Here is a 26,998-nt window from a genome sequence, read left to right on the forward strand (position 1 = left end):
AAGTTAGAGGTGCTTTTTTTATACTTATTTTTAGGAGTTGAGAATAAAGGAGTGTATAATGGCAAAAGATGATTACCATGTAATAGTTTATAAAATATTGGCTTATCTGTATCAACAATTAAAAAAGGGTGAAAATAATGAACCTGAAATGTTATTGAATAATGGTGGGTTATTTAATATAAATAAAACATATTGGTTATATATATTACAAAATTTGATTGATGATGGATATATAAAAGGGCTTAATAATATAAGTGTAGGCAATGGATATTATATTCCAGATCAATTGAAGTATTGTCAAATAACACCTAAAGGGATTGATTACTTATGTCAAAATTCAACTATAGAAAAGGCTAAAAACTTTTTAAAAGATATAAAAGAGATTACACCATTCATATAGAAAATAATTAATGTAAAAATCTTGACCTAAGCAAGTCATAAAACTGCTTTATCAGATTGAAAGGGGATAAAATGGTTAAAATAGGAAATCAAAATCCTACTCAATCGGTAATATTGCCATACGAAGTAAGTTTATATGAAGAATCTATAGAATTATACGAGAAATCAGAAAGGACTGCTTTACCATGGCAAAAAGGTTTAATGAAGCACATATTAGCTGTAAATGATGATGGTTTATGGACTCACACTAAAGTAGGATATTCACTACCTCGTAGAAATGGTAAGAATGAAATTGTAATAATGCGTGAACTGTACGGACTTATGAAAGGTGAACAAATATTACATACGGCTCATAGAACTTCAACTTCATCATCCGCATGGAATAAATTGGTAAAAGTTATTACAAATGCTGGATATATAGAGGGAGAAGATTTTAGGAAACTTGCACAAAAAGGACTTGAGGTTATTGAATTTTTTGCAACTGGTGGGAAAATATCATTTAGGACAAGGACATCTACAGGTGGACTTGGGGAAGGTTTTGATTTACTTGTAATTGATGAAGCTCAAGAGTACACCGAAGACCAAGAATCAGCACTTAAATATGTAGTTACCGACAGTAAGAATCCGCAAACCTTATTTTGTGGAACACCACCTACAATGGTATCAAGTGGTACAGTATTTCTTAATATGAGAAATAAAGTCCTAGAGGGAAATAGCAAAAATACAATGTGGGCTGAATGGGGTGTTGATAATGAATCAGATTGTAATGACCGTGAGTTATGGTATTTGACTAATCCATCTTTAGGATTTCATTTAAAAGAAAGAGCTGTAGAAGATGAAGTCGGAGAAGATAAAATTGACTTTAACATTCAAAGACTTGGCCTTTGGATTAAATATAATCAAAAGTCAGCAATAACAGAAATTGATTGGGATAAGCTTAGAGTATTATCTATACCTATGTTAATTGGAAAATTAAATGTAGGGATAAAATATGGTAAAGATGGAACTAATGTAGCTTTAAGTATAGCTGTTAAAACATTGAGTGGTAAAATATTTATTGAATCAATTGATTGTGTAAATGTAAGAAATGGTAATAGATGGATATTGGATTTTCTAAAATTAGCAGATATAGAATCAATTGTAGTTGATGGAGCTAATGGACAGAGTATATTGAACAATCAAATTAAAGATTTAAAAATAAATGCTAAAGTTATACTTCCAAAAGTATCAGATGTAATCAATGCAAATGCAAAATGGGAGCAAGCGATATATCAAAAAAATATATGTCATAATAATCAAGATTCATTAAGAGCGGTCGTAACTAACTGTGAAAAGAGACCCATAGGAAGTCAAGGGGGATTTGGTTATAAAAGTCAATATGAAGATAGAGATATATCACTTATGGACAGTGCAATATTAGCATATTGGATATGTTCGGAAATTAAACCTAAAAAAATTCAAAGAATACGATATTAACACCAGCACAATAAAAGTGTTGGTTTTTTAATATAAAAAATTACCGATAACCCCGGGTAAAGGGTGAGAAAGGAAGAAAAATGTCAGAATTTAAAGTAATAGAAACTCAAGAAGAATTAGATAAGATTATTTCTACAAGGTTAAAAAAGGAAAAAGAAAAATTCCAAAATCAAATAGACGAATTAACAACTGAAAGAGATAATTTAAAAGTTCAAATTGGAGAAAAAGACAAAGCATTAGAAAAAGGGAAAACTGGAAGCGAAGGTTTAAATAATAAAATTAAAGAGCTTGAAGGTAAATTGAGTAATTATGAAATATCAAAATTAAAAACTTCTATAGCTTTACAAAATGGTATACCGTATGACTTAGCAGACAGATTAACTGGATCTAATGAAGAAGAACTGACAAATGATGCTATTAAATTAGCAGAGTATATAGGACAGAAGACACCAATTGCACCTTTAAAGTCAAGTGAACCTAAAGGTAGCAAGTATGAAGGAAGAAACAAAGCCTTATTAGATATGGCAAACAATTTAACAAATAGAGGAGAATAAAACATATGGCAACATTAAAAACAGGACAATTATTTAATCCAGAATTAGTAACAGAAATGTTTGATAAAGTGAAAGGACATTCAGCATTAGCTGTATTATCAAATCAAACGCCTATTCCATTTTCAGGAAGTGAAATTTTTGTATTTAACTTAGAGGGAAATGCACAAATTGTAGGAGAGGGAGAAAAGAAAGAAGCTGGAGAAGCTAAAATCACTTCAAAAACAATTAAGCCAGTAAAAATTGTATACCAAACAAGAGTATCAGATGAATTTATGTACTGTGCAGAAGAAAAAAAATTGCAATACATGAATAATTTCGCAAATGGTTTTGCGGTAAAAATAGCAGAAGCGTTTGATATTGCTGCAATTCATGGATTAGAACCAAAAACATTGACGGATGCATCATTTAAATCAAAAAATTCATTTGATGGGTTAATTACTGAAAATATAACAGTTTATGATGCAGGTAGAATTGATGAAAACTTAGAAGCGGCAGTTGAACAAGTATTATTAGGTGGTGGAGTTGTAACAGGATTAGCTTTATCTCCAAATGCAGGGTCAGCATTAGGTAAAGTTAAAGTTAATGGAGTTGCACAATATCCTGAATTTAAATTTGGTGGGAAGCCACAAAACTTTGCAGGAATGAAACTTGACGTAAATAGAACTTTAACAATAAATGGTGGTACAGCTAAAAAAGACCATGCGATTGTAGGAGATTTTGATAAAGCATTCAAATGGGGGTATGCTGAAAATGTACCAATGGAAGTTATCGAATATGGCGACCCAGATCAAACAGGTAAAGACTTAAAAGCACACAATGAAGTTTGCTTAAGAGCTGAAGCATATATTGGTTGGGGCATATTAGACGAAAAGTCATTTGCAATGGTTCAAGAAGGTTAATTATGAAATATGTCAATAAAAATACTGGTGCAATCATAGAAACATCTAGTAAATTAGCAGGAGCTTGGGTTGAATATGACCCAAGTGCCCCTGTAGAAGAAAAAAAAGATGAAGTTCAAGAGGTTGTACACGTAGAAAAAGAAGAATCCAAAAAAGATTTATCTAGTGAATATGATATGGTTACAGTCGCTGATATAAAAAAAGAACTTGACGCATTTGGAATAGAATATACTCCAAAAATGAAAAAGAAAGAGTTGTGGGATTTAATGCTAGAAAGTAGGTAGTCTATGAATAAGTTAGCTACAATAGAAGATGTTAATATCTTATTTAGACCTTTATCACCTCAAGAAAGTGAAAAAGCAGAAGCATTAATTGATGTCGTATCTAACATGTTAAGATTACATGCTGAAGAAGTAAGAATAAATTTAGATGATAAAGTAAAAAAAAATGAAGCTTATAAAAGCGTTGTAAAATCAGTTATTGTAGACATTGTATCAAGAGCTTTAATGAGTTCTACTAATTCTGAACCTATGACTCAATTTAGTCAAGCTGCACTTGGATATAGTATATCAGGGACATACTTTAATCCAGGGGGTGGAGTATTTATCAAAAGAGATGAGTTAAAGAGATTAGGATTAAGAAAACAAAGATATGGAGCGATAGATATATATGATGTTAATTCAAGGGATAATTGTAACTTTAATAAATAGAGTAAAAATTGGAGAGAATCCACTTAGAGAACCTATTTATGAAGAAAAAGAAATTGAAGTTCAAAATGTTTTAGTCGCACCAGCCACAGCTGATGATTTGGTAAATGTTGGTGATCTTGAAGGAAGAAAGACTATATATACAATAGCAATCCCTAAAGGAGATACAAATATTTGGGAAAATCAAAAAGTTAAGTTTCTCAATAAAACATGGAAAGTTATTACAGAAGCGGAAGAAGGCATTGAAAGTATGATGCCACTTGCATGGAATAAAAAGTATAAGGTAGAAAGACATGACTAAAAAATTTAAATTTGAATTAAATAAAAAAGGCGTGTCAGAATTACTTTTTTCTGAAGAAATGAATAGCATGTTAAATATTTATGCCAATAATATTTCAGGAAAATCTGGTAAAGGCTATGAAGGGCAAGTTGTAAGAAGTGGAGATAGACTAAAAACTTTGGTTGTTGCTAAGACTAAATCAGCAAAAAGAGATAATAACAAAAACAACACTTTATTAAAGGTATTAAGATGATAGAAAAAATAATATTGGATAATCTAAAGCAAGGACTTAATATTCCTTGTTTTTTTATTTATCCAAAAGATGATAAAATTACAGAATTTGTAATTATAGAAAAGACAGGAAGTGGGAAAAATAATCATTTAATCAATTCGACATTTACTTTTCAATCATATTCAAAAAGCGTGTATGATGCAGTTATTTTGAATGAAAAAGTAAAAAAAGAGGTTGAAAATTTGATAAAACTTAATGAAATATCAAGAATTGAATTGAATTCAGATTACAATTTCACAGATGAAGAAAGAAAAAAGCATAGATATCAAGCAGTATTTGATATCTATCATTATTAGGAGGAAATATGGGAAACAATGTAAAAAATGTAACATTCGGAAAACCTAAAGTCGGAGGAGCTATATTTACTGCGCCACTTGCAACAGAAGTAAAACCAACAGACGCAACGACAGATTTAGACAAAGCGTTTAAAAATTTAGGCTATGTTTCAGAAGATGGCTTAGTAAATTCTAACACAGCAGAAACAGAAGACATATCCGCTTGGGGTGGAGATACAGTGTTAACTGTACAAACATCTAAACCAGATACATTCACATTTACATTAATAGAAGTGTTAAATGAAGAAGTGTTAAAGGTTGTATATGGCGAAAAGAATGTAAAGGGAACATTAAATGATGGAATCACAGTTACAGCTAATTCAATACCCGCAGAACCTAAAGCGTTTGTAGTAGATATGATATTAAATGGTGGGATTCTAAAGAGAATATTTATTCCGAATGGAGTAGTATCAGAAGTTGGGGAAATAACTTATACAGACGGGGAAGCCGTTGGATATGAAACAACAGTTAAGGCCTTGCCTGACGAAAAAGGTAATACACATTATGAATATATAACGAAAGGATAATTTATGGATTTTATTAAAGGAAAATTAAAAAATGGGTTTGAATACAAAATCGATAAAGAAAGTTTTAACGATTATGAATTATTAGAATTATTTTCTGAAGTTGAAAACAACAAGTTAATAATAGTTAAGATAGTTAATAAAATTTTTGGTAAGCAAAAAGAAACCTTATTAAATTCTCTAAGAGATGAAAATGGAAAAGTGTCAATAAATAGCATAGAAGAAGCCATGACTGAAATATTTACATCAGTAAAAGAAATAAAAAACTAATTTTCCTTGCTAGAATTATAAAAAAATATGAAGATGAATTAATTTGTGATTTAGCTGAATATTACAACATATACGAGTACAGAGATATGCCACCACTAAAGGTGGCTATTTTTTGTATGGGCTTAAGAGATGATAGTAGAGTTAAGCAAAAATACCAAAGTATAAATTATAACTTCAATACTTTATTACTTGCCAAAGCGACAGACTTATTATCTTTGTTATGGTGGGCAAAAACTAAAGATGGAAGTAAAAATCGAAATAGACCTACCATGATAACAGAGCTACTTCAATCGAGTGAAAAAACAAATGAAAATCAAGTATTTATATCTAGTGAGGAATTTGAAAAAGAAAGAAAAAGGATTATAAAAGGAGGTGCTACATGAGTGGTACACAACTAGGCAAAGCGTATGTTCAAGTAGTTCCCACAACAAAAGGAATCTCAAATTCAATAAGTGATGCATTAGCCCCTGAGGGAGAAAAAGCAGGGGGTGTTGCAGGCTCTTTTTTAGGAAAAGGATTAGTTGGTACGATTAGTAAATTTGCAGGTGCATTGGGCATAGCTAAAGTCATAAAAGACACAATTACCGAAGGAGGTAAGCTTCAACAATCACTAGGCGGAATTGAAACTATTTACGGTAAACATTTTAAAGATGTTCAAAAAAACGCTGAAACAGCATATAAAAGAGCTAATTTATCGCAAAATGCTTATCAAGAGTTAGCTACAGGATTTGGGGCTGCTCTATTACAATCCACTAAGGGAAATACTGAAGCAAGTGCTAAAGCATTTGATACAATGGTTGTGGATATGGCGGATAACGCTAATAAAATGGGAACACCTTTAGAATTAATACAAAATGCCTATAATGGATTTGCGAAACAAAATTATACTATGCTTGATAACCTTAAGCTTGGTTATGGCGGTACTAAGCAAGAAATGATGAGACTACTTTCTGATGCTGAAAAGCTAACAGGAGTTAAATATGACATCAACAACTTAAAAGATGTAGGAGATGCAATTCATGCCGTTCAAACAAATTTGAAGATTACAGGTACAACTGCAAAGGAATCAGCAGAAACATTGTCTGGATCATGGGCTACCATGGGTAGTGCGTTTACAAACTTTTTAGGTAAGTTAGCATTAGGACAGGGAGCTAATACCGCTTTTATGGACTTAGTATCAAGTGCTAAAGTATTTTTAACAGATAATCTGATTCCCATGCTCTGGAACATAGCAAAACAAATACCAGGTATTTTTATAACAGCAATTACTGAAGGGGTACCATTTTTGATACAAACGGGAATAGATTTAGGAAATCAACTTATTACAAGTTTGCTTAATGCATTTAATAATATAGACAGTATTCAAACTACAATATTTGGATTTATTGATAATTTAATAAATGATATTTCAACAAATTTACCTAAATTTTTAGAAAGTGGTATGAATTTTATTAATAACATTCTTGACGGAATGATTACAGTATTACCTAATTTGTATGAGCAATGGTTTAATTTATTAAATACAATAATAACTAATATTGCAAGTAAAATACCAGAATGGTATCAAAAAGGAAGTGAATTTATTATTAATATTATAAATGGTATAGCTAAAGAAGCACCAGGATTATTGAATAAAATGTTTGAATTAATCCAAAAAGTTTTAGGTAAAATAATTGAAAGATTACCAGAATTTTTATCGAATGGAGCTAAATTAGTATTTAGCATGATAACAGGTATTCTTAATAATTTACCTAACATCATAAGTGCTATGGCTAATTTGTTGGGTAAGTTAATTTTTGAAATAGCAAGAAATCTACCTAAATTTTTAGCTAAAGGGTTAGAATTGATAGTAAAACTTTCAGCGGGAATAATACAAAATATCCCTTATGTTGTGTCTAAAATTCCACAAGTCATAAGTGGGATTTTAAATGCTTTTGGAGCTTTATTGTCTGGAATTTACAACGTTGGTAAAAATTTAATAAAAGGATTGTGGAATGGGATATCAGACGTTACGGGTTGGATCAAGTCTAAAATATCGGGATTTGCAAGCAGTATTTTAAGTAGCATAAAAGGATTTTTTGGAATACATTCTCCATCTAGAGTATTTAGAGATGAAATTGGGGCAATGCTTGGGCAAGGTTTAGCGCTAGGTATTACAGACGAAGTATCTACAGTATCAAAAGCTATGGATGATATAGAAAACGAAGCTACAAGAGATATGCAAAGTTCTATAAATATGAATATGAGTACTGCATTAAATTCTAATAGTGATTTGCAAAAGAGTGAATTAGAGAAAATGAATAAATCAGCTGAATTTATATTGAATATGGGAAGTAAGACATTTAGAGCGTTCAGCAAAAATATTGATGACGAAAATAACAATCAATTAGAATTAGAACTAGCATATTAGGAGGCTATATGAAGATAAAATTTAATAATATAGTTTTAGATGATAGGTTAGAAAAATACACAACAGTAAATGTAGAAGGAAGAGGATTATTTGCACCAACGATTAAAATTATTGATATTGAAGGTAGTGATGGTGATTTTATAGAAAGTCAAAAGTATTCAAGTAGAGAAATTAAAGTTTATTTTATTATAAAAGCAAAAAATAATTCAGAAAAATTAGAGGCTATAGAAGAATTGAATTTATTAATTCAATCTGAAGATGAAGTCGCTTTTTCTTTTGATGATGAAAAAGGATACAGATTAGGTAGATTAAAATCTGTAGAAAATATTAGGTATGACTACTTTACAGGGCAAGGAAATTTTACAATATATTGCAAAAAACCTTGGAAATATTTAGAAAACAAGAAGCTTGGAGGAAATGATATCACAATAAATTACAGCGAAAAGCACTCAAGACTTGAATATGTCGACTTCACGTTTACCAATACATCTGATGAATTTGAAATAAAAAATATAACAAATGGTGATGTAATAAAGGTAAATAATTTAGATGGATTAAGAGGGAAAGTGATAATAAACAATAATTCTATTACAATCAATGGAAAAGTTATATCTAATAAATTAGATTATACAATATCAACTTGGAAAAATTTCAGAATAAAAAATGGAGATAATATTGTAATTACAGGAGGGAATACTCCTGAAGTAATATACAGAGGAGTAATATTATGATATATTTATTTGATCAAAATCAAAACTTTTTAGATGAGGTATCAAAAGAGGATATTTTATCTGCTATTGAAGAAACTAACTTAAATGGAAAGATAAAATCAGATATAATATTACCATTTGAAAAAATTAAATATTTAGATAGTAAAGTTAGATTTTTTGGATATAAAGATGAATCTAACTTTTTTATTTACAAAATTATAAATAAAAAGAAAGAAAAGAAATTTATTGAATACCAAGGCATTCATATATTGTTTGAAGATTTACAAGGTAGGGTTATATTTGATAAAAGATTCAAGGAGAAAACAGTAAAAGAAGTGTCAGACACAATATTTTCAAATACTGACTGGAATGTATTTTCTACTTCTGATATAAATGTGACTATAAATTTTCGTAGAATATCTGCTCTTGAAGCTTTTTATAAATTATTAAAAACAGGATGTGAATACAAAGTAAATATTTCATTTTATGGTGGTAAACTCCAAAAAAATATATATTTTGAAAATCATATTAGTAAAGATTATGGAAAATGGTTTGAATATGGAGATAAACTTATTTCTGTAGTATCAGAGGAAAATCATTCTAATGTATTTACTGCGTTTATTGGACTTGGTAAAGGTGAAGAAAAAACAAATGAAGATGGTGAGTCAACAGGAGGGTATGGAAGAAAAATAACATTTGCTGATATTGAATGGAATATTGCAGATGGGAATCCGGTATATAAGCCTAAGAATCAAGAGTATGTTGAAATAAAAGAGATGACAAATTATTTTGGTTATCCTGATGGAACTCCTAAGATAACATATGTAGAATTTTCAGAAATTGATGATAAAGAAAAATTACTCCAAGCAACTTATGAATATGCACTAGAAAATTCAAGACCAAAGCTGCAATTAAAAGCAAAAGCTGTTGAAACCGAAAAAGTCGAAGTTGGAGAAATTGTAGCAATTATAAGAGATGATATAAATATTAGGTATAAAACTAGAATATTTTCATTAAAAAGAAATTTGTTTAATAAAAAAATACAGGATTTTGAATTTGGAGATAAAATAGTTATTTCTTCAGCGGATAGAATAAGGGCTGAAAAAGAAGAAAAAGAAAAATCTATATCAGCCATTGAAAGTAGGTTAGAAAGAAAGTTAAAAGATATAACTATTGATTACTTCAACGAAGATGGTTACACATATAAATTAGATGCAAATAATAAATACAAATTACCTGCAGGAATTTACTCATTCGACAAACCTATAAACGAAAATCCAACAAAAGTAGTTTATTTAGGGGCTGGAAAAGTTTTAATTTCAAACGAAAAAGGCACGGATGGAGCTTGGAAGTGGCAGACAGCCATAGACGGTAAAGGAATAGCAGGAGAAAGCATCATCTCAAATTCCATCACAGCAAACAAACTAGCGTCAGATGTAGGACAAAACCTTGACTTATCTTCAAATGTGTCTATTAATCAAACCGTATCAAATATTATAGAAAATCCACTAAATAATATTAATGCTCAATTACAAGAGATACAAAATAGCCAAACATCATTAACTCAAACGGGTAATGATTTCACTATTGCAATAGAGCGATTAAACAATTTAGTCAATGAAAATAAAAATTTATCAGATGAGGATAGGAAGTTTATAAGAAGTTATTTTATTTTTAATCAAAATGGACTGGTGATTGGTAAAAATACAAGTAGTCTTAAAGTAAATATAACAAATGATAAAATGTCATTTATCGATAATGGAAATGAGGTTGCATATTTTTCAAATAATAAGCTTTATGTATATGATGGACACTTTTTGAACTCATTAATAATTGGAAATTTTGGATTTTTTGTTGAAGAAAATCAAAGTGTTAGTTTTTCGAAAATAGGAGGGATAAATGGCTGAAATAATTAGTAATCATAGATATTACCAAACAAAATTAATTGTAAATGAAAATAGTCAAGATATTACAAAAAACACTTCGACTTTAAGTTGGCAGTTAGTAACAACATTTAATGGAGGTAGTGGTGCGTGGAATAATGATTTATCTACAAGAATTACAGTTACAATAAATGGAAAAAATGTATTAAATAATTTACAAACATATGATTTTAGAAGTTCCAAAACTAAAACTTGGGGAAGTGGAAAATTAACAATCCCTCATAATTCAGATGGAACAAAATCTATTAATTTAAGTTTTAGTATAAATGGAGATAATTCATATTTTCCAAATACAAGTTCTAGTGGCAAAATGACATTAACCACAATCCCTAGAGCAACTAAACCGAGTTTAAGCGCTTCAAATGTAACATTAGGGAACTCAGTAACAATAAATTTACCTCGTGCAAGTGATAAATTTACTCATGATGTAATGTATAAATTTAGTGGTGATTCAAGTTTTACAACTTTAAATACAAATGTTTCAACTTCTATAACATGGACTCCAAATGCAAGTCTTGCAAGTAATATCCCAAATTCAACAAGTGGAAATTGGATTATTAGATGTATTACAAAAAACGGAGGTAGCACAATTGGAACAGTTGAAGTACCTATAACCTTAAATGTTCCTAGTAATATATTACCTAGTGTGATAAATAATTTGACTGTTTTAAATGGGCTTAATAATAAATATATACAAAACAATTCAAGTGCTAAAGTTGTTGTAAATTCAACAGGGGTCTATAGCTCATCTATAAAGAGTATAAACACAATCGTTAAATTCAACAATACTACTATAGAATCAAATAATAATAAAGAGTTTACAACTGGTATTTTTTCAAATTCAGGGAAATATGAAATAACTACAACAGTTATTGACTCTAGAGCAAGAAAATCTTTATTTACAAGAACTATTGATGTTTTAGCATATAAAAATCCAAATTTAGAAAAAATAAAAGCATACAGGTCAAGTGTTTCAGGTGTTGCTGATAGTTCAGGATCATACATGAATTTAGGTGCAAAGTTAATCGGTAGTGATATTAAAGGCAATGAAATTAATTTTAAAGTTGATTATAGAGAATATCCAAACGGACATTTTACAAATGTTTTTACTGCAAATGGTTTTAATACCGAAAAATATCAAACAATAGCTGCGGATGGTTCAAAGGAATATGAAGTTAAATTTACCATATCAGATAAATTTAATAGTTTTGTTAGATATTTTTATATAAATACAAATAAAAAACTTATTAACTTTCATTCATCTGGAACTGGAATAGCGATAAATAAATTTGCTTCAAAGGAAAATGCAATTGATTTATCGGACGACACTAACTTTATTGGAGGAAGTCCAACACTTTTAACAAATGAAAATTTAAATGATGTTATTCATTCAGGAACCTATTTACAAAGATTGAGTCAACGTGCTAGTAAAGAATTAAATTATCCAACATTAAATGCAGGATATTTAGAAGTATTTGCTTCAAGTGATAAAGCATATATACTTCAAAGGTATACATTGTATAACAGTTATGGAGTTTGGATTAGACACAGATATACCTTTGGTGCAAGTGGAGATGGTTGGGGTTCTTGGTCTCCTATGTTTTATAGAGATAGTCCAAGTTATCAAAAAACAGGTTATCATTCAATAACAGTTAACTCAAAAACAAATAAAACCGAATTTGTAAATTTTGGTACTAATTTTTTTAACACTCCACGAGTATATGTAACAATAAATTCAGGAGCTCCTCAACTATACAGTGTTGGAGTGCATGGAATTACAACAACAGGATTTAATTTAACAATATATAATGGTCGTAGTGCTCAAACTGCAATAGGTGTTTATTGGGTTGCTATAGGAGATTAATATAAGGAGATAAAAATGGAGATAAGAAAAGTTGAAAATGGATTTGAAATCTCAATGTTTGGAAGAGATGGAAATATAATAAACAAAGTATTTGATGTAAATATTTCTTTAGAAGATGCTTACAGTAAAATGATTGAAATTGAAGACAAAAAACAAGAAGAAAAAAAATTATTAGAAGAAACATTAAAACAAAACGAACGATTAAAAATTGAAAAACAAGAAGAAAAAAATAAAATAAAAAAAATAGAAGAAGAAAACAAACAATTAACTCATAAAAAAAATGAAATTCTTGAAAAATGGGCAAGTGATAAGTCAGATGATGAGTTAATAAAAAATAAAGATTTATTTCCAAGACTATATGATGGGATAGAAATACACTTAAATCATCGCTATAACTATGCAGGAGTTTTATATAAGGCAAAAAAATCATTTAAATATGACAATCAACATAGCCCTGCCTTAGAACCTACATTATGGCAAAAAGTTGGAGAAGAAAAAAAATCAGATTATGACTTAAAATTTACTAAAGCGAAAATATGGAATCGTGATGAAGCATTTGAAGCTGAAACATACGTAACTTGGTATGGAGATTTATATAAATCTAGCGAAACAATTTCAGATAACGCTGAACCGGGTAGAGATGATAGATGGGTCAAAATCGAAAGGGAAATTAAAAAAGAAGAATAGAGGTTTGTATGGAATTATTACAAGTAATAATAAAACACTTTTACCAAACCATAGCAGTGCTATTAGTAGCTGGGATAGGTTGGATAATGAAAAAAGCTTTATCGGAATTTACAAAAACTCAAAAAGTAAAAAGAGAACAAATTGAGAATGAATCCAAAGAGCAAGAGTTAATAAAGCAAGGTATGCTTGCGTTATTAAGATTTAGAATTAATAGGCTTATCGACTGTATAATTGAAGAAGGGAAAATGACTCTTAACGAAAGACTTGATTTAGATGATTTGTACAAAGCTTATGAAGCTTTAGGAGGAAACTCAAGAACACATCAAAGATATGTAGACTGCATGAAGAGATATCAAATCGATTACACAGAAAATAAATAAAAACACCCTTTAAATCAAGTAATATACACAATGATTGTTTATTTGAGTTTTAAGAGGCGTTTTTAGTGTTAGGCATATAAATGTATGGCTTAAAAATAATAAAAGGAGCTGGAAATAACATTCTAGCTCCTTATTTATATAAAAGGAGTGAAATATGGCAGAAAGAGAAAGTGAAGAACAAGGACTTTTAAAAGAAGGATTACTTGCTCTTCTAAGATTTAGAGTCAATCGGCTTGCGAATCATATTCAAGATCAAAGAGGGATTACTATTGATGAAAAAATAGACTTAGATGATCTATTTACTGCATACAAATCACTAGGAGGAAACTCACGTACTGAATTAATATATAAAGAAGCAATAAAACTTCCTATAATTGATTCAAATAGGCCTGAAAACAAGTAATTGCAATACCTACATCATAAAATCGTTTCTAAGAGGTTTTTTGTAATGTAGGCATATAAAAGTATTAATAAAAAAATAAAGAAAGAGGAAATATGAAAGCAATAGATACATCATCCTGGAATCAAGATTTAGATTTTGAAAAAATAAAAAAAGATGGAATTGAAGGTATAATAATAAGAGCAGGTTATGGCTCTAATTCAAGAGATAAATATTTTGTAAAAAATGTAAAAAAAGCCTTAGAGTATGGACTAAGTGTTGGGGCATATTGGTTTATGTATTGTACTAATGTTGAAGAAGCGATAAAAGAAGCAGATTATTTTAATGTTTATTTACAAGAATTCAAAGGAAAATTAACATTGCCAGTCTTTGCAGATTATGAGTATGACTCTGAAAGATACGCAAGACAAGTTGGAGTAAATGTTACACCAAGTCTAAGAACAGCAATGGTAAAAGCATTTTGTGAAAGGTTACAATCATATGGTTGGTATGTTGGAAATTATGCAAATCTTGACTACATAAAAAATAAATGGAATCAAATAGAGTTAGATAAATTTGATTTATGGTATGCAGATTGGAGAGAGTTTCCGGATACTGATTATGTAAGAAAATCAGGTATACACCAATATACAGAAAACGGACCACAATACGGTTCAGGAATTGCTACAACAGATATGAATACGATTAATAAAAATTATCCTAAAATAATTAGAGATTCTGGATTAAATGGATTAGTTAAATCACAAATAAGCACATCAAAATTAGAACCATTAAAAGACATAAATGTAATAGCAAGGGAAGTTATTGCGGCAAAATGGGGGAACGGAGAAGAGCGAAAACAAAAATTAACTCAAGCAGGATACAACTATAACAAAGTGCAAGATATTGTAAACTCATTATTAATAAAAAAATCTACTGATGAAATAGCGAAAGAAGTTATTTCAGGGATATGGGGAAATGGTCAAGAAAGAATTAAAAGACTTACAGATGCGGGATACAATGCTATAAAGATTCAAACAACAGTAAATGGATTGTTAAATGATAGAGAGTATGAAGAAGTAGCAAAAAAAGTCATTGATGGCGACTACGGCAATGGAAATGAAAGAAAGAAGAGATTATCTGCAGAGGGATATGATTTTTATAAAGTACAAGAAAAAGTAAATAAATTAATTTAAGGAGCTTAAAATGGAAAATATATTATTAATAGTATCAGTAGCAATATTAATTGAAGCACTTGTGACTTATATTAAAGAAATTGTAAAGACTCCTGTGCTTTTGGGCACAGTAGCAATAGGGATAGTTATAGCATTTTTATTTAACGCAACACTATTTACAACATTAGGAATGCAAGTAAATAAAATTGCAGATATTATTCTTACAGGTATAGTTGCAAGTAGAGGATCTAATTACTTATATGATTTAGTAGGAAAGTTAACAAAACCACAAATAAATAATTAAATTTTTAAGTGCTAGGGATATAAATGTCTCTAGCACTTTTTTTATTTTAAATAGTATATCAATATCTTGCTACACCATATTTAGCGATTGACCGAGAGGTGAATTCATATTATACTTTTAAACGCAGAACATCTGTTCTTTTTTAAGGAGTGATAAATAATGGAGAATATAATTTTAGATAAAGTAGATGAATATATCAGCATAAAAAAAGTTTATAAAACAAAGAAAAATATTTATAAATGTCCTTGTAGAAATAGTACAATCTGTGAAACATTAAGCAATATTCCTGACGAAAAACCACTTACAATACAAATTAATTGTATTAAATGCAGGAGAGTATATAAGATACGTATAGATAAAGCATCTAAAAAGTGGAAGATAATGAAGAGAACGCCTTATTAAATTGGGTGTATATAAAATATAGACATTGCTACTATATATAGTGTATATGTTCAAATTATGTCAATATATTTCCCTTGTCAAGTGTTTTTTTTGGTGTTATAATAGAGATACAGATAGGAAACTATGCTGTATACTTGTGAAACTGAATTAACGTTTAAGCGTCATTTTTTGGCGTCAGACACAAGGTCACCTGTCGGTGGTTTTTTTATTATCAGGAGTTAATATTGAATATATTTATTTATACAGATGAGTCAGAAAAAAACAAGGATAACAGAAGGAAAGAGTCTAAATAGGCTCTTTTTTCTGAATCTATTGATTATTGATAAAAAATAATATAATATATTTATATATAAATTAAAAGGAATTTTAACTTGTAAAAATAGGGTATATATAAATCGAATGGAGGTGTTGTATGGAAACAAAATATAGAAGTTTTACAAACATACTATACATAAAACCAAATTATCTAAAAGGTGTGGCAAGATTAGCTAATGTTTTAGGAAATTCAAAAACTAAATACAATTCATCAAGAAGTGCAATGGAAGCTGATAGCAAAGCGTTAAAATCTGATTGGGCAACAGTAGGAAATGATTTAAGGAAATCAATAGATGGCACAAAATAATTCTGCAAAAATAACTAATAAACAAGTTGAAAGTGCAATAGAGAAAAATCCAAAATTATTAGAAGATTTAATGCAAAAAAATCCAGATATTGTTAGAACTGTAATAAGTGAAGAAATATCATTATATAGTGGACCTATTCCAAGTCCTGAAGTTTTAAAACAATATTCAGAAATTGACTATGATTTTCCTAATAGAATACTTGCTATGGCTGAAAATCAAAGTTCTCACAGAATACGAATAGAAGAAAAAGTTATTAAAAATGATATAACAAATGAAAAAATAGGAATGATTTTAGGATTTATATTATGTGCAATCTCTATAATTGGAGGAATATATCTTGCTGCTAATAATAAGAACATTATAGGATTTTCAGCAATTTTTGTTCCTATAGCATCTATTGTTGGGGTATTTATTACTAACAAAAAGCAAGAAAAAAATGTAATAGAAAAGAATAACAAAGAATTAGATAAAATATAGAGTAGAAAAATTTCTACTCTTTTTTATTTCCACAAAAAAGGCAACTAACAAAAATTTTCATTAACAAGCAAATTACAAAAACTTAATAATAATGACATTTTTTATTTCTGGATTTTTGATATATTTATTTTGAAAGGAGTAAAAATGAATGAATTATTAAAAAGACATACGGTACTTGAGAAGATATTAAACGATGAAGAGATCACTATTGAAGATGAAAGGATTTTGATAGAGATGTTAGAGTGGATAAATTACTTGATAGTTAAGGAATGTTTAAAAATGAAAAATAGAGAATTAGAAAATTAGTCTACAAATAGTCTACAAATAATCGTTTAATCATTGAAAATCAAATAAAGACAAAATTTCAAAGAGATAATATCATACAAATTAAAAAACGTTGGAATGCTTATAATTCCAACGTTTTTTAGTTGTATATATAGCTCACAATTCGTGAGCATTTTTGTACGTAGCCTACAAAATTTGACAAATATATATATTTTATATATACTATACTAGTAATGAGAATCATTATTATTAAGTAAAAAAAGGAGTTAATATGAAAAAAATAAAATTATTAAGTTTGGTATTAGTAGCTTCAGTATTTTTTGCTGGATGTCAATCAAATAATACTAAAGAAACTATAAAAGAAACAAAACTTGAAACAGTTAAAGAAACTAAGCAAGAAACAAAAGCTGAAAAACATGATGATAAAGACCATGACCACGATAAAGACCATGACCACGATAAAGATCATGACCACGATAAAGATCATAAGCATGACCATGTTCCAACAGAATTAAAAGAAGAAGATATTAAGTCAATTGAAAAACATGGAGATCATTATCATATTAAAACAAAAGATGGAAGCGAATTTATAACTCATGAAGATCTTACATCTATGTTTCCAAATATAAAAGTTAAAGAATTTAAAGGTGAAGATCATCACGACCATGATGATAAGAAAGCACAATAATATTGATTGAAATTAATAATTAATTTGATAAAATTTGATTTTTTATATTTTTGTTGTATAATAGATTTAAATAAATAAATTTGAGCAAGCTAATATTTGTATATTAGCCCGGTCATTGAAGTAATGACAACAGAGTGTAATTAAACGCACTGTGGGACGGCACGATCGTTCTACAGTGCGATTTTTTATATAAATGTAAAAATATTTTTTAAGGGAGACGAAAATATGTTGAATTATTTATTTAAGGAAAAACAAGGGAGATTTTTATTGCTGGGAATTTTATTTACAGTAATAGGATTTATATTAGAATTTTTGAAGGTAAATATGAGCAAATATTCTTTTTACATTGCCATGATTTTTTTGGGATATTATGCTACTAAAAATACCTTCTTAAGTTCTATAAAAGAAAAAAAATTAAATGTTGATTTATTAATGATTTTAGCTTCAGTTGGAGCAGTATTAATAAACTATGAATCAGAAGGAGCAATGCTATTATTAATCTTTGCAGGAGCTGAAGTTTTAGAAAATTATATATCTGGAAGATCAGTTAAAGAAATAAATGAATTAATAAAACATGTTCCACAAAAAGCTAAAGTTTTGAATTTAGATGGTACTACAATAATTGTTAATACCGATGATTTACAAATTGGTGATATTTGTGTTATTTCAAAAGGTGATCAATTACCAATTGATGGTATTGTAGACAGAACTGTAAGCATAAATGAATCTTCATTAACAGGTGAGGCAATGCCCGTTACAAAAGAGAAAGGTCAAGAAGCTTTTGCTGGAACAATTAATGAAGGGGATTCATTTAATTTAGTAGTTAGTAAACTTAAGAAAGACACTGTATTTTCAAATATTATAAAAATGGTAGAAAGTGCACAAAATAAAACTTCAAAAAGAGAAAAAATGTTAGAAAAATTAGAAGGTAGATATGTTATTAGTGTACTGATTTCAGTTCCTTTATTTATTATTATGCTTTATTATTTTAGAAATATGACATTTGAACAAGCATTTTACAGAGGAATGGTACTTTTAACCGTTGCTAGTCCATGTGCATTAGTAGCGTCTGCTACACCTGCAACACTAAGTGCAATTAGTAATAGTGCTAAAAATGGTATTTTATTTAAGGATTCTAGAGCAATGGAATTATTAGGTCAAATGGATATTTTAGCTACAGATAAAACAGGCACATTGACAAATGGTGAATTTGAAGTTATAGATTATGTAATTCCTGATGAATTATTAAAAATAATAGTTTATATTGAACAAAATACAAATCATCCGATTGCAGAAGGAATATTGAAAAAATTTGAAAATATTAAAACTGATGGAATTAACGGACAAGTTCAAGAAGTTGCTGGATGTGGATTGAAAATGGTAAATATTAAAATAGGTAATTTTCCAGAATTTAAGACATATAAAGATGAAAAAGAATTTTTACAATTGAATAAAGATAATAATACTATTTCATTCATATCTAAAGATGAAGAAATAGTTGGATATATTATTTTAGCTGATACAATTAGAGAAACATCTCTAGAAGCTATAAATAATTTTAGAATTGATAATGTAGATGTACAAATGTTAACGGGTGATAATGATAAGGTTGCAAAAAAAATTGCTGATCAATTAAATATAAAAAATTATGTTGCAAATTGTTTTCCAGAGGATAAATTAAAGTATATAAATGATAAAATTTATTTAAATAAGATTGTTGCCATGATTGGAGATGGCATCAATGATGCTCCATCACTTGCAAATTCAGATATAGGTATTGGAATGGGAAGTGGTAGTTCAATTGCTATGGAATCATCAGATATAGTTATAGTTAAAAATGATTTAAACAAACTATATCATAGCTTTAAGCTAAGTAGAAAGTTAAGTAAGATTATTAAACAAAATATAATATTCTCGATTTCTGTAATAATCATTCTAATTGTATTAAATTTATTTGGATTACTAGATTTACCAACAGGAGTAATTTTCCATGAAGGGTCAACAATTCTTGTAATATTAAATGGTTTAAGACTATTATCATTTAAATAAATTTTGCATATTCAAAAATATTGTTATATACTATAACTAAGTATAATTGTTTAATTTATAGGAGTTTAGAATGAATACAGGAGACTATATCAAAAAAGGGAGCTTAGTTACACTGTCTGCAGCAGTATTGTTATCTCAATCTGTTGTATTTGCAGAAGAATATAAACTTAATAATAGTGTTCAAGTTTATAGTGAAGCTATTAATGCTAAAAATAGAATAAATAGTATTAAAACCTTTCCTAAAGGAAAATATTATATATTTAAAAAAGATTATGGAATGTTAAATATCTCTAAAAAGGAAAATGTACAGGGATTATGGATAAATCCAAAAGACAATATAGAATTAAATATAAATAATTTATATGAAGATGGGAATATCGGGGAAGAGTTTGTATTATCGGAAGAAGTTTTGGGATATATGAGTTCTGATGATGCAGTTTCTGATAAAAATCCTGTTAATACAGTTTTTCCAGCAATATATAAAATATATAATAAATCTAAAGGAATGATTAATATTACTTTAGATGAAGGTCAACCAGGTACATGGATAAACCCTAATAAAACATTAAGTTCTAAAATTGAAACAATAAATGTTGATAAAATTAATTTAGATACAAAATTAGATGGTTATATGAATGCAGATGATGCAAATAATTTTGAAAATAGTGTTACAATTGTGGAACCAGGTTCATATTATATTTATAGAAGCTATAACGGAATGATAAATGTAACAATGATTAAAGATGAACCAGGGGTATGGATAAATCCAAAAAATGTAAAATTTGAAAATAATCATTCAAAAACTGCTGTAAAATCTGAAAAAGTTAAATATGAAAATATTGAGAATCAAAAAGGAGACTATACTTTAAGAGAAAATACAAAAGCTTATAGTTCATTGAGTGATGCTAAAACCCAAACTAATTCTATCGAAAGTTTAGAAAAAGGAAGATATTATATTTTTGAATTATCAGATGGAATGATTAATTTATCAAAAAATGAGAATGATTCAGGAGTATGGATAAATCCTAAAGAAAATGTTAACAAAGTTAAAACTTCAAACTTTATAAATGAATCAATTAAAATTGGTAACTCAGACAATAAGGTTGAGGATGTCGTAGAAAAATATATAGCAAATGATGTATCTAAAAAAGAAATAAAAGATTTAGGGTTCGACTATAATGAAGTATTAGAAAAAACTAAAGAAAAACTTTCTGAAAATAAAAATGATGAAGTTATAAAAGTTGAGTCTAATTCTGATAAAAATGTTTTTTTAGAAATTGATAGCTCAAATAAAGTAAAAGAAATTTATGATAAACAAGTAGAAGCTATTAAAGAAGATAAACAAGAAAAAAATGAAAAAAATGCATCTGATAAAGATTTGCAGGAAAAGTCTGAAAAAAATACTGAGAATTCTAATAGTGAAGAAGATTCTTTGGTAAATAAAGATAATATTTTCAGTACAAATAGAGAGAATAAAACAGAAAGTAAATCTGAAATTAAACCTGAAGAAAAAATAAATGAAGAAAATATTGAAATTAAGATTACAGAACCTAAAGAAAATATTTTAGATGAAGACCAATCTTCTGATAATTCTGGTTTTGTAAAAGGAGAAAAATTTGTTTTAGATAAGGAAACAGATGGATATGTTAGAGCTGAAGATGCTTTATTAAAGGTTAATAAAGTAAATACTTTACAACCTGGAGAATACATTATTTATAAAACAAATTCAGGAATGATAAACATTACTAAAGTAGAAAATAATTTAGGGATGTGGATTAATCCAAAATAGTATATAATAGTAGGTGATAGTTTATTCTGTCACCTATATTTTTTTAGGAGGAAAAATGATATTAAATGATAAAGAGATTATGGATGATTTATTAGGATTTTTAGACAAGTCAGTTTCTATGTATCATTCAACATTAAATTCAGCTGAAATTTTAAAAAATGCTGGATTTGAAAAATTAGAATTAGCTGAAAAATGGAATTTAAAAAAGCAAGGAAAATATTATTTAGTTGTAAATGATTCTACAATAATCGGATTTGTAATTGGTAATGATGAAAAATCTGGATTTAAGATTATTGGAGCTCATACAGATTCTCCAGGATTTAAGATTAAATCAAACCCAGTTATTAAACAGTTTGGTTATTTACAATTAAACACAGAAGTATATGGCGGACCAATTTTACAAAGCTGGTTTGATAGACCACTTTCAATTTCTGGTAGAGTTTTTGTTAAAGGTCAAACTTCACATACACCAGAAGTTAAATTATTAAACATAGATAAAAACTTATTGACAATACCTTCATTGGCTATTCATATGACAGGAGCTGATGAGAGAGGAAAAGTGCCAAATGCACAAACTCAAGCACTTCCAGTTATTGGATTGGGTGAAGATTTTGAATTAGACGAATTAATAGCACAAGAATTAAATGTAAATATAGATGATATTTTAAGTCATGATTTATTCTTGTATAGTAGAGAAAAAGCTACATTTTTAGGTGTTAATGGAGAGTTTTATCAATCAGGTAAAATTGATAATTTAGGCATGATTCATGCAGGATTAGTTTCTATCATAAATGCTGAAGCATCTGATAGTACACAAATTTTTGTTGGATTTGACAATGAAGAAATAGGATCATCAACTCAACAAGGAGCAGCAAGTGCAATGTTTAAAGATGTTTTGAAAAAAATATCTTTATCACAAGGAAATGATGAACAAGATTTTATAAATCAAATTTATAAATCATATATGATTTCTGCAGATCAAGCGCATGCAATCCATCCAAATTATATATCAAAATCTGATCCTACAAATAGACCAAAATTAAATGAAGGACCAGTAATTAAAGATTCAGCAAGAAAATCATATGCGACAGATTCATTTGGTAGAGCTGTTTTATTTGATATTGCAAAAAATAATGGTATAGAATTACAAATGTTTCACAATAGATCAGATTTAAGAGGTGGTTCAACAATTGGTGCAATTATTGAAACAAACACAGGAATTAGAAATATCGATATTGGAAATCCAATGTTAGCAATGCATTCTATCAGTGAAATGGCTGGAACAAAAGATCAATTATTGATGATTAAGTTGATGAAGGCATTTTACGAATCAAAATAGTTAAGAAAAATATAAGATGAAGATAATTTATCTAATTTATTAAAAATTATAAAAAATAGGAGGAGAAATGATACCAACACCACATATAGGAGCAACAAGCAAAGATCAAATCGCAGATACAGTTTTAATGCCGGGAGATCCAAAGAGAGCCAAATTTATAGCAGATACATTTTTAGAAAATGTAGAACAATTTAATGATGTTAGAGGAATGTTAGGATTTACAGGAACATATAAAGGAAAAAGAGTTTCTGTAATGGGTTCAGGTATGGGAATACCATCAGCAATGATTTATTACCATGAATTATTTGCATTTTATGATGTAAAGACAATTATAAGAGTAGGTACTGCAGGTGGATTACAGCCAAATCTTAAAGTGAGGGATATTATTGTAGCGACAGCTGCAAATACACCTTCATCAGTTGTTAGAGGGAAATTTGGTGAGATACAATTTGCTCCAACAGCAACATTTGATTTAGTATTGAAGGCACATGAATATGCAAAGAAAAATAATTTAAATGCATATTTTGGAACAGTTTTATCAAGTGATGAATTTTATAGAAAATGGGATAATGGAGAAATTGAAAATTTGATTAAGTATAAAACACTAGGAATTGAAATGGAAGCTGCAGGATTATACATGTCTGCATTAGAAAATGGAAAACAAGCATTATGTATTTGCACAGTTTCTGACAATAGCGAAGGAGAAGATTCAGCAGAAGTTAGAGAAAAAGCTTATACAGAAATGATGGAAATGGCATTGGAAATAGCATAAAATTTATATGTTTTGATAAAAGTAATTACGGACAAAAGTTGTAATAAAGCGTATTTCATCTGCTTTTTTTGAATAAAATGATGAAAAATTACGGATGAAATTAAGAAAATGGAAGATGTTGTCTGCTTTAAAAAAAATACAGAAGTACTTATAAAGATAGAGCCTATATTTAAGATTATTATGTATAAAACAAAAACTTGCTTAGATAATCAAAGTAAAATTTGAAAATCTAAGCAAGTTTTTTAACTTACAAAATGGAATCCTTTACCAACAATTTGGCTAGTGTTTAATATTGTAATAAAGCAATTAGGGTCATGTTTTCTTGCAAAGTCTCTTAATAAAACTCCTTCGTAATTGCTTACTGCAACATTTATCATTATTTTTTCTTTATTTAAATAAATGCCAACGCAGCTGAATTTTGTACCACCTCTATGTAAATCTTTTTTGATAAATTCAACAATTTCATCTGGGTACTCTGTAACGATTGAAAATAGTTTTACCCTATTTATATTTTCTATAGTGATGTCTATTAAGAATGCTTTTGCAATTAAACCTAACATCGCAAGCAAACCAGTTAAAGCTCCAAATATTTTAAATGACAAAGCAGTAATCAAAATATCACTTACCAACAATGCTCTACCAATATCCATTGATGTATATTTTTTTAATATCATTGCAACTATATCTGTACCACCTGATGAAGCTTTACAGTTAAATAATAATCCACCACCAATTCCTGGAAGTAGAACTGCATAAATTAATTCTAAAAGTGGTTGATCTGTGAATGGTTTTGTTATTGGATAACAAATTGAGAAAAATTGTACCAATAATGAAATCATTACCGTTGCATATGCTGTCTTTATACCGAAATTTTTTCCAAAGAAAAACACACCAATTGCTAATAAAATCATATTAAATATCAAGTTAAATGTGGCCGCATTCATACTAGGAAATACTGCGTGTAAAATAACAGATATTCCGGAAACTCCACCAATTGCAAAATGGTTAGGAAACTTAAAATAGTATACACCAATTGCTGTAAGTAAAATACCAATGTTTAATAATATAAACTCTTTTTGCTTAGACATTGGTTTATGTTCTTGACCTAATTTTGGTCGAAGAGATATTTTTTTCATTATAATTGCTCCTAATAAATTAATAATATTGATTATACCATTAAACAAAAATAAAGTGCAAACTTTCACGTCCTCGGACGAAGTCCTGCGGATTGTTCAAGTTTGCACTTTATTTTTGTGTGGAGAATAAATAATAATATAAATGTGTATATTCATTGGATATATATAATTAATACGTGTATATAATCATAAATTATCTAATCAAAATTGATTTTATATTCCTAATAATGTATAATAAGTGCATTATATTAGAGGAGGAAATAATATGAATGAATCAAGTTTTGACGGTGGTGTTTTAGGATATTATGGTACTGTTATTTTATGTATATTGATATCTTTTTGTACATTCATGATAGGATTACCATGGGCTATTGTTATATATAAAAAATGGGAAACTAGACATACTATCATTGATGGTAAGAAATTATCATTTGATGGAACAGGAACACAATTATTTGGTAATTATATTAAATGGTGGTTATTATCTATAATAACATTTGGAATATATGGTTTCTGGGTAAAAATTAAATTATTAAAATGGATTACAAAACATACACATTTTGTAAACTAAAATAACATAAAAAATAAATCTACCATTTAGCCACCTCCGCAGAGTTCACAGAACTCGAGGATCAGTGGAGTTAATGGTAGATTTATTTTTTTATAACAATATTACATCATTTTCTTCACATTCTCTTATAACTTCTTCTGGCCAAATGGAAACTTGTACTTCTCCAATGTGTGCTTTTTGTAGGAAGAACATACATAGTCTTGATTGTCCGATACCGCCACCAATTGTAAGTGGTAGTTTTCCGTCGATAAGATTTTTATGGTATTCCATATTTAATCTGTCCAATGTGTTGGATTTTTCTAATTGAGATTTTAATGATTCAGGTGTAACTCTGATACCCATACTGCTTAATTCTAGAGCGTTTTCTAAAACTGGGTTCCAAACGATTAAGTCTCCGTTTAATTCCCAATCGTCATAGTCTGGAGATCTATCTCCATGTTTTACTCCAGATTTTAGTAATCCACCAATTTGCATTACAAATATAGTTCCATGTTCTTTAGCGAATTCTTTTTCCCTTTCTTCTGGATTTAATGAAGGATATAAATCTTCTAAATCTTGGGACTTGATAAATGTAACTTTTTCAGGTAATAATTTTTTGTAGCCATCAATTTTTAATTCAAGATAGCCTTCCAGGTCTTTCATTGTATTGAAAATTGTATTTACTGTTTCTTGCAAATATTCAAAAGTTCTATCTGAACTATCTATTACTTTTTCCCAATCCCATTGGTCAACGTAAATTGAATGTGTATTATCAAAATCTTCAAATGCTCTTATAGCGTTCATATCTGAATATATTCCTTTATGCATAGGAATTTTATATCTTGCTAATGCAGCTCTTTTCCATTTTGCAAGAGAATGAACTATTTCAAGTTTTGTTTCGCTGCCATTTTCTTTTATATTAAAAGATACTGGATCTTCATGTCCGGATAAATTATCATTTACACCAGTTATTGATCTAACAAATAGTGGAGCAGACACTCTTAGTAAATCAAGATTTTTTGCTAAAGCTTGTTGGAAAAAGTCTTTAATTTCTTTAATAAAATATTGTGTTTGAGCTAAGTCTAAACTAGACTTATATTCTTTTGGTATGTAAATTTTTTTCATAATTATCTCCGTTTCTTTTGATTTAAATATTTTAACATATCATATAAATTAATTCTATAAATTTTTTTATTTATATCATAAATTTATTAATAATTTAGTATTAAATCATAAAAATTTATTGTAAAACAATAAATTTTATGATAATATAAACATATAAAGATATTAGGAGAATTAT

General features: G+C 28.4%; 33 protein-coding genes. 31 read left to right on the plus strand and 2 right to left on the minus strand.

From position 1 onward, the window contains the following. The first annotated feature begins 58 nt into the window (after nt 1-58). From ABGF48_RS00705 to deoD, 30 genes are all read left to right on the plus strand, one after another. Nucleotides 59-400, plus strand: coding sequence for a YjcQ family protein (locus ABGF48_RS00705; protein ID WP_408104442.1), 342 nt, complete (start codon nt 59-61; stop codon nt 398-400). Nucleotides 401-471: 71 nt separating this feature from the next. Continuing rightward, the gene (locus ABGF48_RS00710; protein WP_408104443.1) at nt 472-1,875 is read left to right on the plus strand and encodes a terminase; all 1,404 of its coding nucleotides are present in this window, start codon (nt 472-474) and stop codon (nt 1,873-1,875) included. 80 nt (nt 1,876-1,955) lie between these two features. Next, entirely contained in the window at nt 1,956-2,429 is a 474-nt protein-coding gene (locus ABGF48_RS00715) for a capsid assembly scaffolding protein Gp46 family protein (protein WP_408104444.1), read from the plus strand. A 5-nt stretch (nt 2,430-2,434) separates the two neighbouring features. Continuing rightward, nucleotides 2,435-3,328, plus strand: coding sequence for a phage major capsid family protein (locus tag ABGF48_RS00720; protein ID WP_408104445.1), 894 nt, complete (start codon nt 2,435-2,437; stop codon nt 3,326-3,328). A 2-nt stretch (nt 3,329-3,330) separates the two neighbouring features. Then, on the plus strand, nt 3,331-3,612 hold the full coding sequence (locus ABGF48_RS00725) for a hypothetical protein (RefSeq protein WP_408104446.1): 282 nt from the start codon (nt 3,331-3,333) through the stop codon (nt 3,610-3,612). A gap of 3 nt (nt 3,613-3,615) precedes the next feature. After that, nucleotides 3,616-4,038 carry a phage Gp19/Gp15/Gp42 family protein gene (locus ABGF48_RS00730; RefSeq protein ID WP_408104447.1) on the plus strand — a complete coding sequence of 141 codons (423 nt, stop codon included), beginning with the start codon at nt 3,616-3,618 and terminating at the stop codon, nt 4,036-4,038. Beyond that, complete coding sequence (locus ABGF48_RS00735; protein WP_408104448.1) at nt 3,998-4,336, plus strand: hypothetical protein; 339 nt, start codon at nt 3,998-4,000, stop codon at nt 4,334-4,336. The genes ABGF48_RS00730 and ABGF48_RS00735 overlap by 41 nt, the downstream gene beginning before the upstream one ends. Further along, the gene (locus tag ABGF48_RS00740; protein ID WP_408104449.1) at nt 4,329-4,568 is read left to right on the plus strand and encodes a hypothetical protein; all 240 of its coding nucleotides are present in this window, start codon (nt 4,329-4,331) and stop codon (nt 4,566-4,568) included. The genes ABGF48_RS00735 and ABGF48_RS00740 overlap by 8 nt, the downstream gene beginning before the upstream one ends. Then, the gene (locus tag ABGF48_RS00745; protein ID WP_408104450.1) at nt 4,565-4,903 is read left to right on the plus strand and encodes a hypothetical protein; all 339 of its coding nucleotides are present in this window, start codon (nt 4,565-4,567) and stop codon (nt 4,901-4,903) included. Before ABGF48_RS00740 ends, ABGF48_RS00745 begins: the two co-directional genes overlap by 4 nt. Before the next feature lie 8 nt (nt 4,904-4,911). Further along, nucleotides 4,912-5,469 (plus strand): phage tail tube protein, encoded by a 558-nt coding sequence (locus ABGF48_RS00750; protein ID WP_408104451.1) that lies wholly within the window; start codon nt 4,912-4,914, stop codon nt 5,467-5,469. A gap of 3 nt (nt 5,470-5,472) precedes the next feature. Next, on the plus strand, nt 5,473-5,736 hold the full coding sequence (locus ABGF48_RS00755) for a hypothetical protein (RefSeq protein ID WP_408104452.1): 264 nt from the start codon (nt 5,473-5,475) through the stop codon (nt 5,734-5,736). A 116-nt stretch (nt 5,737-5,852) separates the two neighbouring features. Further along, on the plus strand, nt 5,853-6,119 hold the full coding sequence (locus ABGF48_RS00760) for a DUF5361 domain-containing protein (protein WP_408104453.1): 267 nt from the start codon (nt 5,853-5,855) through the stop codon (nt 6,117-6,119). Next, nucleotides 6,116-8,146, plus strand: coding sequence for a phage tail protein (locus ABGF48_RS00765; protein ID WP_408104454.1), 2,031 nt, complete (start codon nt 6,116-6,118; stop codon nt 8,144-8,146). The genes ABGF48_RS00760 and ABGF48_RS00765 overlap by 4 nt, the downstream gene beginning before the upstream one ends. A gap of 8 nt (nt 8,147-8,154) precedes the next feature. Then, nucleotides 8,155-8,877 carry a distal tail protein Dit gene (locus ABGF48_RS00770; protein ID WP_408104455.1) on the plus strand — a complete coding sequence of 241 codons (723 nt, stop codon included), beginning with the start codon at nt 8,155-8,157 and terminating at the stop codon, nt 8,875-8,877. Then, nucleotides 8,874-10,763 (plus strand): phage tail spike protein, encoded by a 1,890-nt coding sequence (locus ABGF48_RS00775; protein ID WP_408104456.1) that lies wholly within the window; start codon nt 8,874-8,876, stop codon nt 10,761-10,763. Before ABGF48_RS00770 ends, ABGF48_RS00775 begins: the two co-directional genes overlap by 4 nt. Continuing rightward, nucleotides 10,756-12,663, plus strand: a complete 1,908-nt coding sequence (locus ABGF48_RS00780; RefSeq protein ID WP_408104457.1) for a DUF859 family phage minor structural protein — start codon at nt 10,756-10,758, stop codon at nt 12,661-12,663. The genes ABGF48_RS00775 and ABGF48_RS00780 overlap by 8 nt, the downstream gene beginning before the upstream one ends. 15 nt (nt 12,664-12,678) lie before the next feature. After that, complete coding sequence (locus ABGF48_RS00785) at nt 12,679-13,350, plus strand: hypothetical protein (RefSeq protein WP_408104458.1); 672 nt, start codon at nt 12,679-12,681, stop codon at nt 13,348-13,350. A gap of 8 nt (nt 13,351-13,358) precedes the next feature. Beyond that, on the plus strand, nt 13,359-13,730 hold the full coding sequence (locus tag ABGF48_RS00790) for a hypothetical protein (protein WP_408104459.1): 372 nt from the start codon (nt 13,359-13,361) through the stop codon (nt 13,728-13,730). Between the two features lie 154 nt (nt 13,731-13,884). Next, the gene (locus ABGF48_RS00795) at nt 13,885-14,133 is read left to right on the plus strand and encodes a hypothetical protein (RefSeq protein ID WP_408104460.1); all 249 of its coding nucleotides are present in this window, start codon (nt 13,885-13,887) and stop codon (nt 14,131-14,133) included. 92 nt (nt 14,134-14,225) lie between these two features. Next, on the plus strand, nt 14,226-15,305 hold the full coding sequence (locus ABGF48_RS00800; protein WP_408104461.1) for a GH25 family lysozyme: 1,080 nt from the start codon (nt 14,226-14,228) through the stop codon (nt 15,303-15,305). A 10-nt stretch (nt 15,306-15,315) separates the two neighbouring features. After that, entirely contained in the window at nt 15,316-15,588 is a 273-nt protein-coding gene (locus tag ABGF48_RS00805) for a hypothetical protein (RefSeq protein WP_408104462.1), read from the plus strand. Nucleotides 15,589-15,747: 159 nt separating this feature from the next. After that, the gene (locus ABGF48_RS00810) at nt 15,748-15,990 is read left to right on the plus strand and encodes a hypothetical protein (protein ID WP_408104463.1); all 243 of its coding nucleotides are present in this window, start codon (nt 15,748-15,750) and stop codon (nt 15,988-15,990) included. Between the two features lie 412 nt (nt 15,991-16,402). Next, nucleotides 16,403-16,612 carry a hypothetical protein gene (locus ABGF48_RS00815; protein ID WP_408104464.1) on the plus strand — a complete coding sequence of 70 codons (210 nt, stop codon included), beginning with the start codon at nt 16,403-16,405 and terminating at the stop codon, nt 16,610-16,612. Then, the gene (locus ABGF48_RS00820) at nt 16,599-17,090 is read left to right on the plus strand and encodes a DUF2335 domain-containing protein (RefSeq protein WP_408104465.1); all 492 of its coding nucleotides are present in this window, start codon (nt 16,599-16,601) and stop codon (nt 17,088-17,090) included. The genes ABGF48_RS00815 and ABGF48_RS00820 overlap by 14 nt, the downstream gene beginning before the upstream one ends. 144 nt (nt 17,091-17,234) lie before the next feature. Then, entirely contained in the window at nt 17,235-17,396 is a 162-nt protein-coding gene (locus ABGF48_RS00825) for a hypothetical protein (RefSeq protein ID WP_408104466.1), read from the plus strand. Nucleotides 17,397-17,646: 250 nt separating this feature from the next. Then, on the plus strand, nt 17,647-18,063 hold the full coding sequence (locus tag ABGF48_RS00830) for a hypothetical protein (RefSeq protein WP_408104467.1): 417 nt from the start codon (nt 17,647-17,649) through the stop codon (nt 18,061-18,063). Between the two features lie 225 nt (nt 18,064-18,288). Then, on the plus strand, nt 18,289-20,112 hold the full coding sequence (locus tag ABGF48_RS00835) for a heavy metal translocating P-type ATPase (protein ID WP_408104468.1): 1,824 nt from the start codon (nt 18,289-18,291) through the stop codon (nt 20,110-20,112). Nucleotides 20,113-20,182: 70 nt separating this feature from the next. Then, on the plus strand, nt 20,183-21,901 hold the full coding sequence (locus ABGF48_RS00840) for a hypothetical protein (protein ID WP_408104469.1): 1,719 nt from the start codon (nt 20,183-20,185) through the stop codon (nt 21,899-21,901). Nucleotides 21,902-21,956: 55 nt separating this feature from the next. Continuing rightward, on the plus strand, nt 21,957-23,240 hold the full coding sequence (locus tag ABGF48_RS00845) for a M18 family aminopeptidase (protein WP_408104470.1): 1,284 nt from the start codon (nt 21,957-21,959) through the stop codon (nt 23,238-23,240). A gap of 67 nt (nt 23,241-23,307) precedes the next feature. After that, nucleotides 23,308-24,012, plus strand: coding sequence for a purine-nucleoside phosphorylase (gene deoD, locus ABGF48_RS00850; RefSeq protein ID WP_408104471.1), 705 nt, complete (start codon nt 23,308-23,310; stop codon nt 24,010-24,012). A 242-nt stretch (nt 24,013-24,254) separates the two neighbouring features. Here deoD and ABGF48_RS00855 read toward each other — a convergent pair whose 3' ends face one another. Continuing rightward, nucleotides 24,255-25,148, minus strand: a complete 894-nt coding sequence (locus ABGF48_RS00855; protein WP_408104472.1) for a YitT family protein — start codon at nt 25,146-25,148, stop codon at nt 24,255-24,257. Between the two features lie 265 nt (nt 25,149-25,413). Here ABGF48_RS00855 and ABGF48_RS00860 point away from each other — a divergent pair, with 265 nt between their 5' ends. Further along, nucleotides 25,414-25,719: a DUF898 family protein gene (locus tag ABGF48_RS00860; RefSeq protein WP_408104473.1), complete on the plus strand. Its 306-nt coding sequence runs from the start codon at nt 25,414-25,416 to the stop codon at nt 25,717-25,719. 90 nt (nt 25,720-25,809) lie between these two features. On the opposite strand, the gene asnA is transcribed toward ABGF48_RS00860, so the two are convergent. After that, nucleotides 25,810-26,823, minus strand: a complete 1,014-nt coding sequence (asnA, locus tag ABGF48_RS00865) for an aspartate--ammonia ligase (protein WP_408104474.1) — start codon at nt 26,821-26,823, stop codon at nt 25,810-25,812. Nucleotides 26,824-26,998 lie beyond the last annotated feature (175 nt).

It is taken from the genome of Helcococcus bovis, from assembly GCF_046035835.1.
In the GTDB taxonomy this organism is placed as follows: Bacteria; Bacillota; Clostridia; order Tissierellales; family Peptoniphilaceae; genus Helcococcus; species Helcococcus bovis.

Excerpts from the sequence above, each read along its gene's own strand:
- ABGF48_RS00705 (WP_408104442.1), top strand. The coding sequence starts at position 59 with ATGGCAAAAGATGATTACCATGTAATAGTTTATAAAATATTGGCTTAT.
- ABGF48_RS00710 (WP_408104443.1), top strand. The coding sequence starts at position 472 with ATGGTTAAAATAGGAAATCAAAATCCTACTCAATCGGTAATATTGCCA.
- ABGF48_RS00715 (WP_408104444.1), top strand. The coding sequence starts at position 1,956 with ATGTCAGAATTTAAAGTAATAGAAACTCAAGAAGAATTAGATAAGATT.
- ABGF48_RS00720 (WP_408104445.1), top strand. The coding sequence starts at position 2,435 with ATGGCAACATTAAAAACAGGACAATTATTTAATCCAGAATTAGTAACA.
- ABGF48_RS00725 (WP_408104446.1), top strand. The coding sequence starts at position 3,331 with ATGAAATATGTCAATAAAAATACTGGTGCAATCATAGAAACATCTAGT.
- ABGF48_RS00730 (WP_408104447.1), top strand. The coding sequence starts at position 3,616 with ATGAATAAGTTAGCTACAATAGAAGATGTTAATATCTTATTTAGACCT.
- ABGF48_RS00735 (WP_408104448.1), top strand. The coding sequence starts at position 3,998 with ATGATGTTAATTCAAGGGATAATTGTAACTTTAATAAATAGAGTAAAA.
- ABGF48_RS00740 (WP_408104449.1), top strand. The coding sequence starts at position 4,329 with ATGACTAAAAAATTTAAATTTGAATTAAATAAAAAAGGCGTGTCAGAA.
- ABGF48_RS00745 (WP_408104450.1), top strand. The coding sequence starts at position 4,565 with ATGATAGAAAAAATAATATTGGATAATCTAAAGCAAGGACTTAATATT.
- ABGF48_RS00750 (WP_408104451.1), top strand. The coding sequence starts at position 4,912 with ATGGGAAACAATGTAAAAAATGTAACATTCGGAAAACCTAAAGTCGGA.
- ABGF48_RS00755 (WP_408104452.1), top strand. The coding sequence starts at position 5,473 with ATGGATTTTATTAAAGGAAAATTAAAAAATGGGTTTGAATACAAAATC.
- ABGF48_RS00760 (WP_408104453.1), top strand. The coding sequence starts at position 5,853 with ATGGGCTTAAGAGATGATAGTAGAGTTAAGCAAAAATACCAAAGTATA.
- ABGF48_RS00765 (WP_408104454.1), top strand. The coding sequence starts at position 6,116 with ATGAGTGGTACACAACTAGGCAAAGCGTATGTTCAAGTAGTTCCCACA.
- ABGF48_RS00770 (WP_408104455.1), top strand. The coding sequence starts at position 8,155 with ATGAAGATAAAATTTAATAATATAGTTTTAGATGATAGGTTAGAAAAA.
- ABGF48_RS00775 (WP_408104456.1), top strand. The coding sequence starts at position 8,874 with ATGATATATTTATTTGATCAAAATCAAAACTTTTTAGATGAGGTATCA.
- ABGF48_RS00780 (WP_408104457.1), top strand. The coding sequence starts at position 10,756 with ATGGCTGAAATAATTAGTAATCATAGATATTACCAAACAAAATTAATT.
- ABGF48_RS00785 (WP_408104458.1), top strand. The coding sequence starts at position 12,679 with ATGGAGATAAGAAAAGTTGAAAATGGATTTGAAATCTCAATGTTTGGA.
- ABGF48_RS00790 (WP_408104459.1), top strand. The coding sequence starts at position 13,359 with ATGGAATTATTACAAGTAATAATAAAACACTTTTACCAAACCATAGCA.
- ABGF48_RS00795 (WP_408104460.1), top strand. The coding sequence starts at position 13,885 with ATGGCAGAAAGAGAAAGTGAAGAACAAGGACTTTTAAAAGAAGGATTA.
- ABGF48_RS00800 (WP_408104461.1), top strand. The coding sequence starts at position 14,226 with ATGAAAGCAATAGATACATCATCCTGGAATCAAGATTTAGATTTTGAA.
- ABGF48_RS00805 (WP_408104462.1), top strand. The coding sequence starts at position 15,316 with ATGGAAAATATATTATTAATAGTATCAGTAGCAATATTAATTGAAGCA.
- ABGF48_RS00810 (WP_408104463.1), top strand. The coding sequence starts at position 15,748 with ATGGAGAATATAATTTTAGATAAAGTAGATGAATATATCAGCATAAAA.
- ABGF48_RS00815 (WP_408104464.1), top strand. The coding sequence starts at position 16,403 with ATGGAAACAAAATATAGAAGTTTTACAAACATACTATACATAAAACCA.
- ABGF48_RS00820 (WP_408104465.1), top strand. The coding sequence starts at position 16,599 with ATGGCACAAAATAATTCTGCAAAAATAACTAATAAACAAGTTGAAAGT.
- ABGF48_RS00825 (WP_408104466.1), top strand. The coding sequence starts at position 17,235 with ATGAATGAATTATTAAAAAGACATACGGTACTTGAGAAGATATTAAAC.
- ABGF48_RS00830 (WP_408104467.1), top strand. The coding sequence starts at position 17,647 with ATGAAAAAAATAAAATTATTAAGTTTGGTATTAGTAGCTTCAGTATTT.
- ABGF48_RS00835 (WP_408104468.1), top strand. The coding sequence starts at position 18,289 with ATGTTGAATTATTTATTTAAGGAAAAACAAGGGAGATTTTTATTGCTG.
- ABGF48_RS00840 (WP_408104469.1), top strand. The coding sequence starts at position 20,183 with ATGAATACAGGAGACTATATCAAAAAAGGGAGCTTAGTTACACTGTCT.
- ABGF48_RS00845 (WP_408104470.1), top strand. The coding sequence starts at position 21,957 with ATGATATTAAATGATAAAGAGATTATGGATGATTTATTAGGATTTTTA.
- deoD (WP_408104471.1), top strand. The coding sequence starts at position 23,308 with ATGATACCAACACCACATATAGGAGCAACAAGCAAAGATCAAATCGCA.
- ABGF48_RS00855 (WP_408104472.1), bottom strand. The coding sequence starts at position 25,148 with ATGAAAAAAATATCTCTTCGACCAAAATTAGGTCAAGAACATAAACCA.
- ABGF48_RS00860 (WP_408104473.1), top strand. The coding sequence starts at position 25,414 with ATGAATGAATCAAGTTTTGACGGTGGTGTTTTAGGATATTATGGTACT.
- asnA (WP_408104474.1), bottom strand. The coding sequence starts at position 26,823 with ATGAAAAAAATTTACATACCAAAAGAATATAAGTCTAGTTTAGACTTA.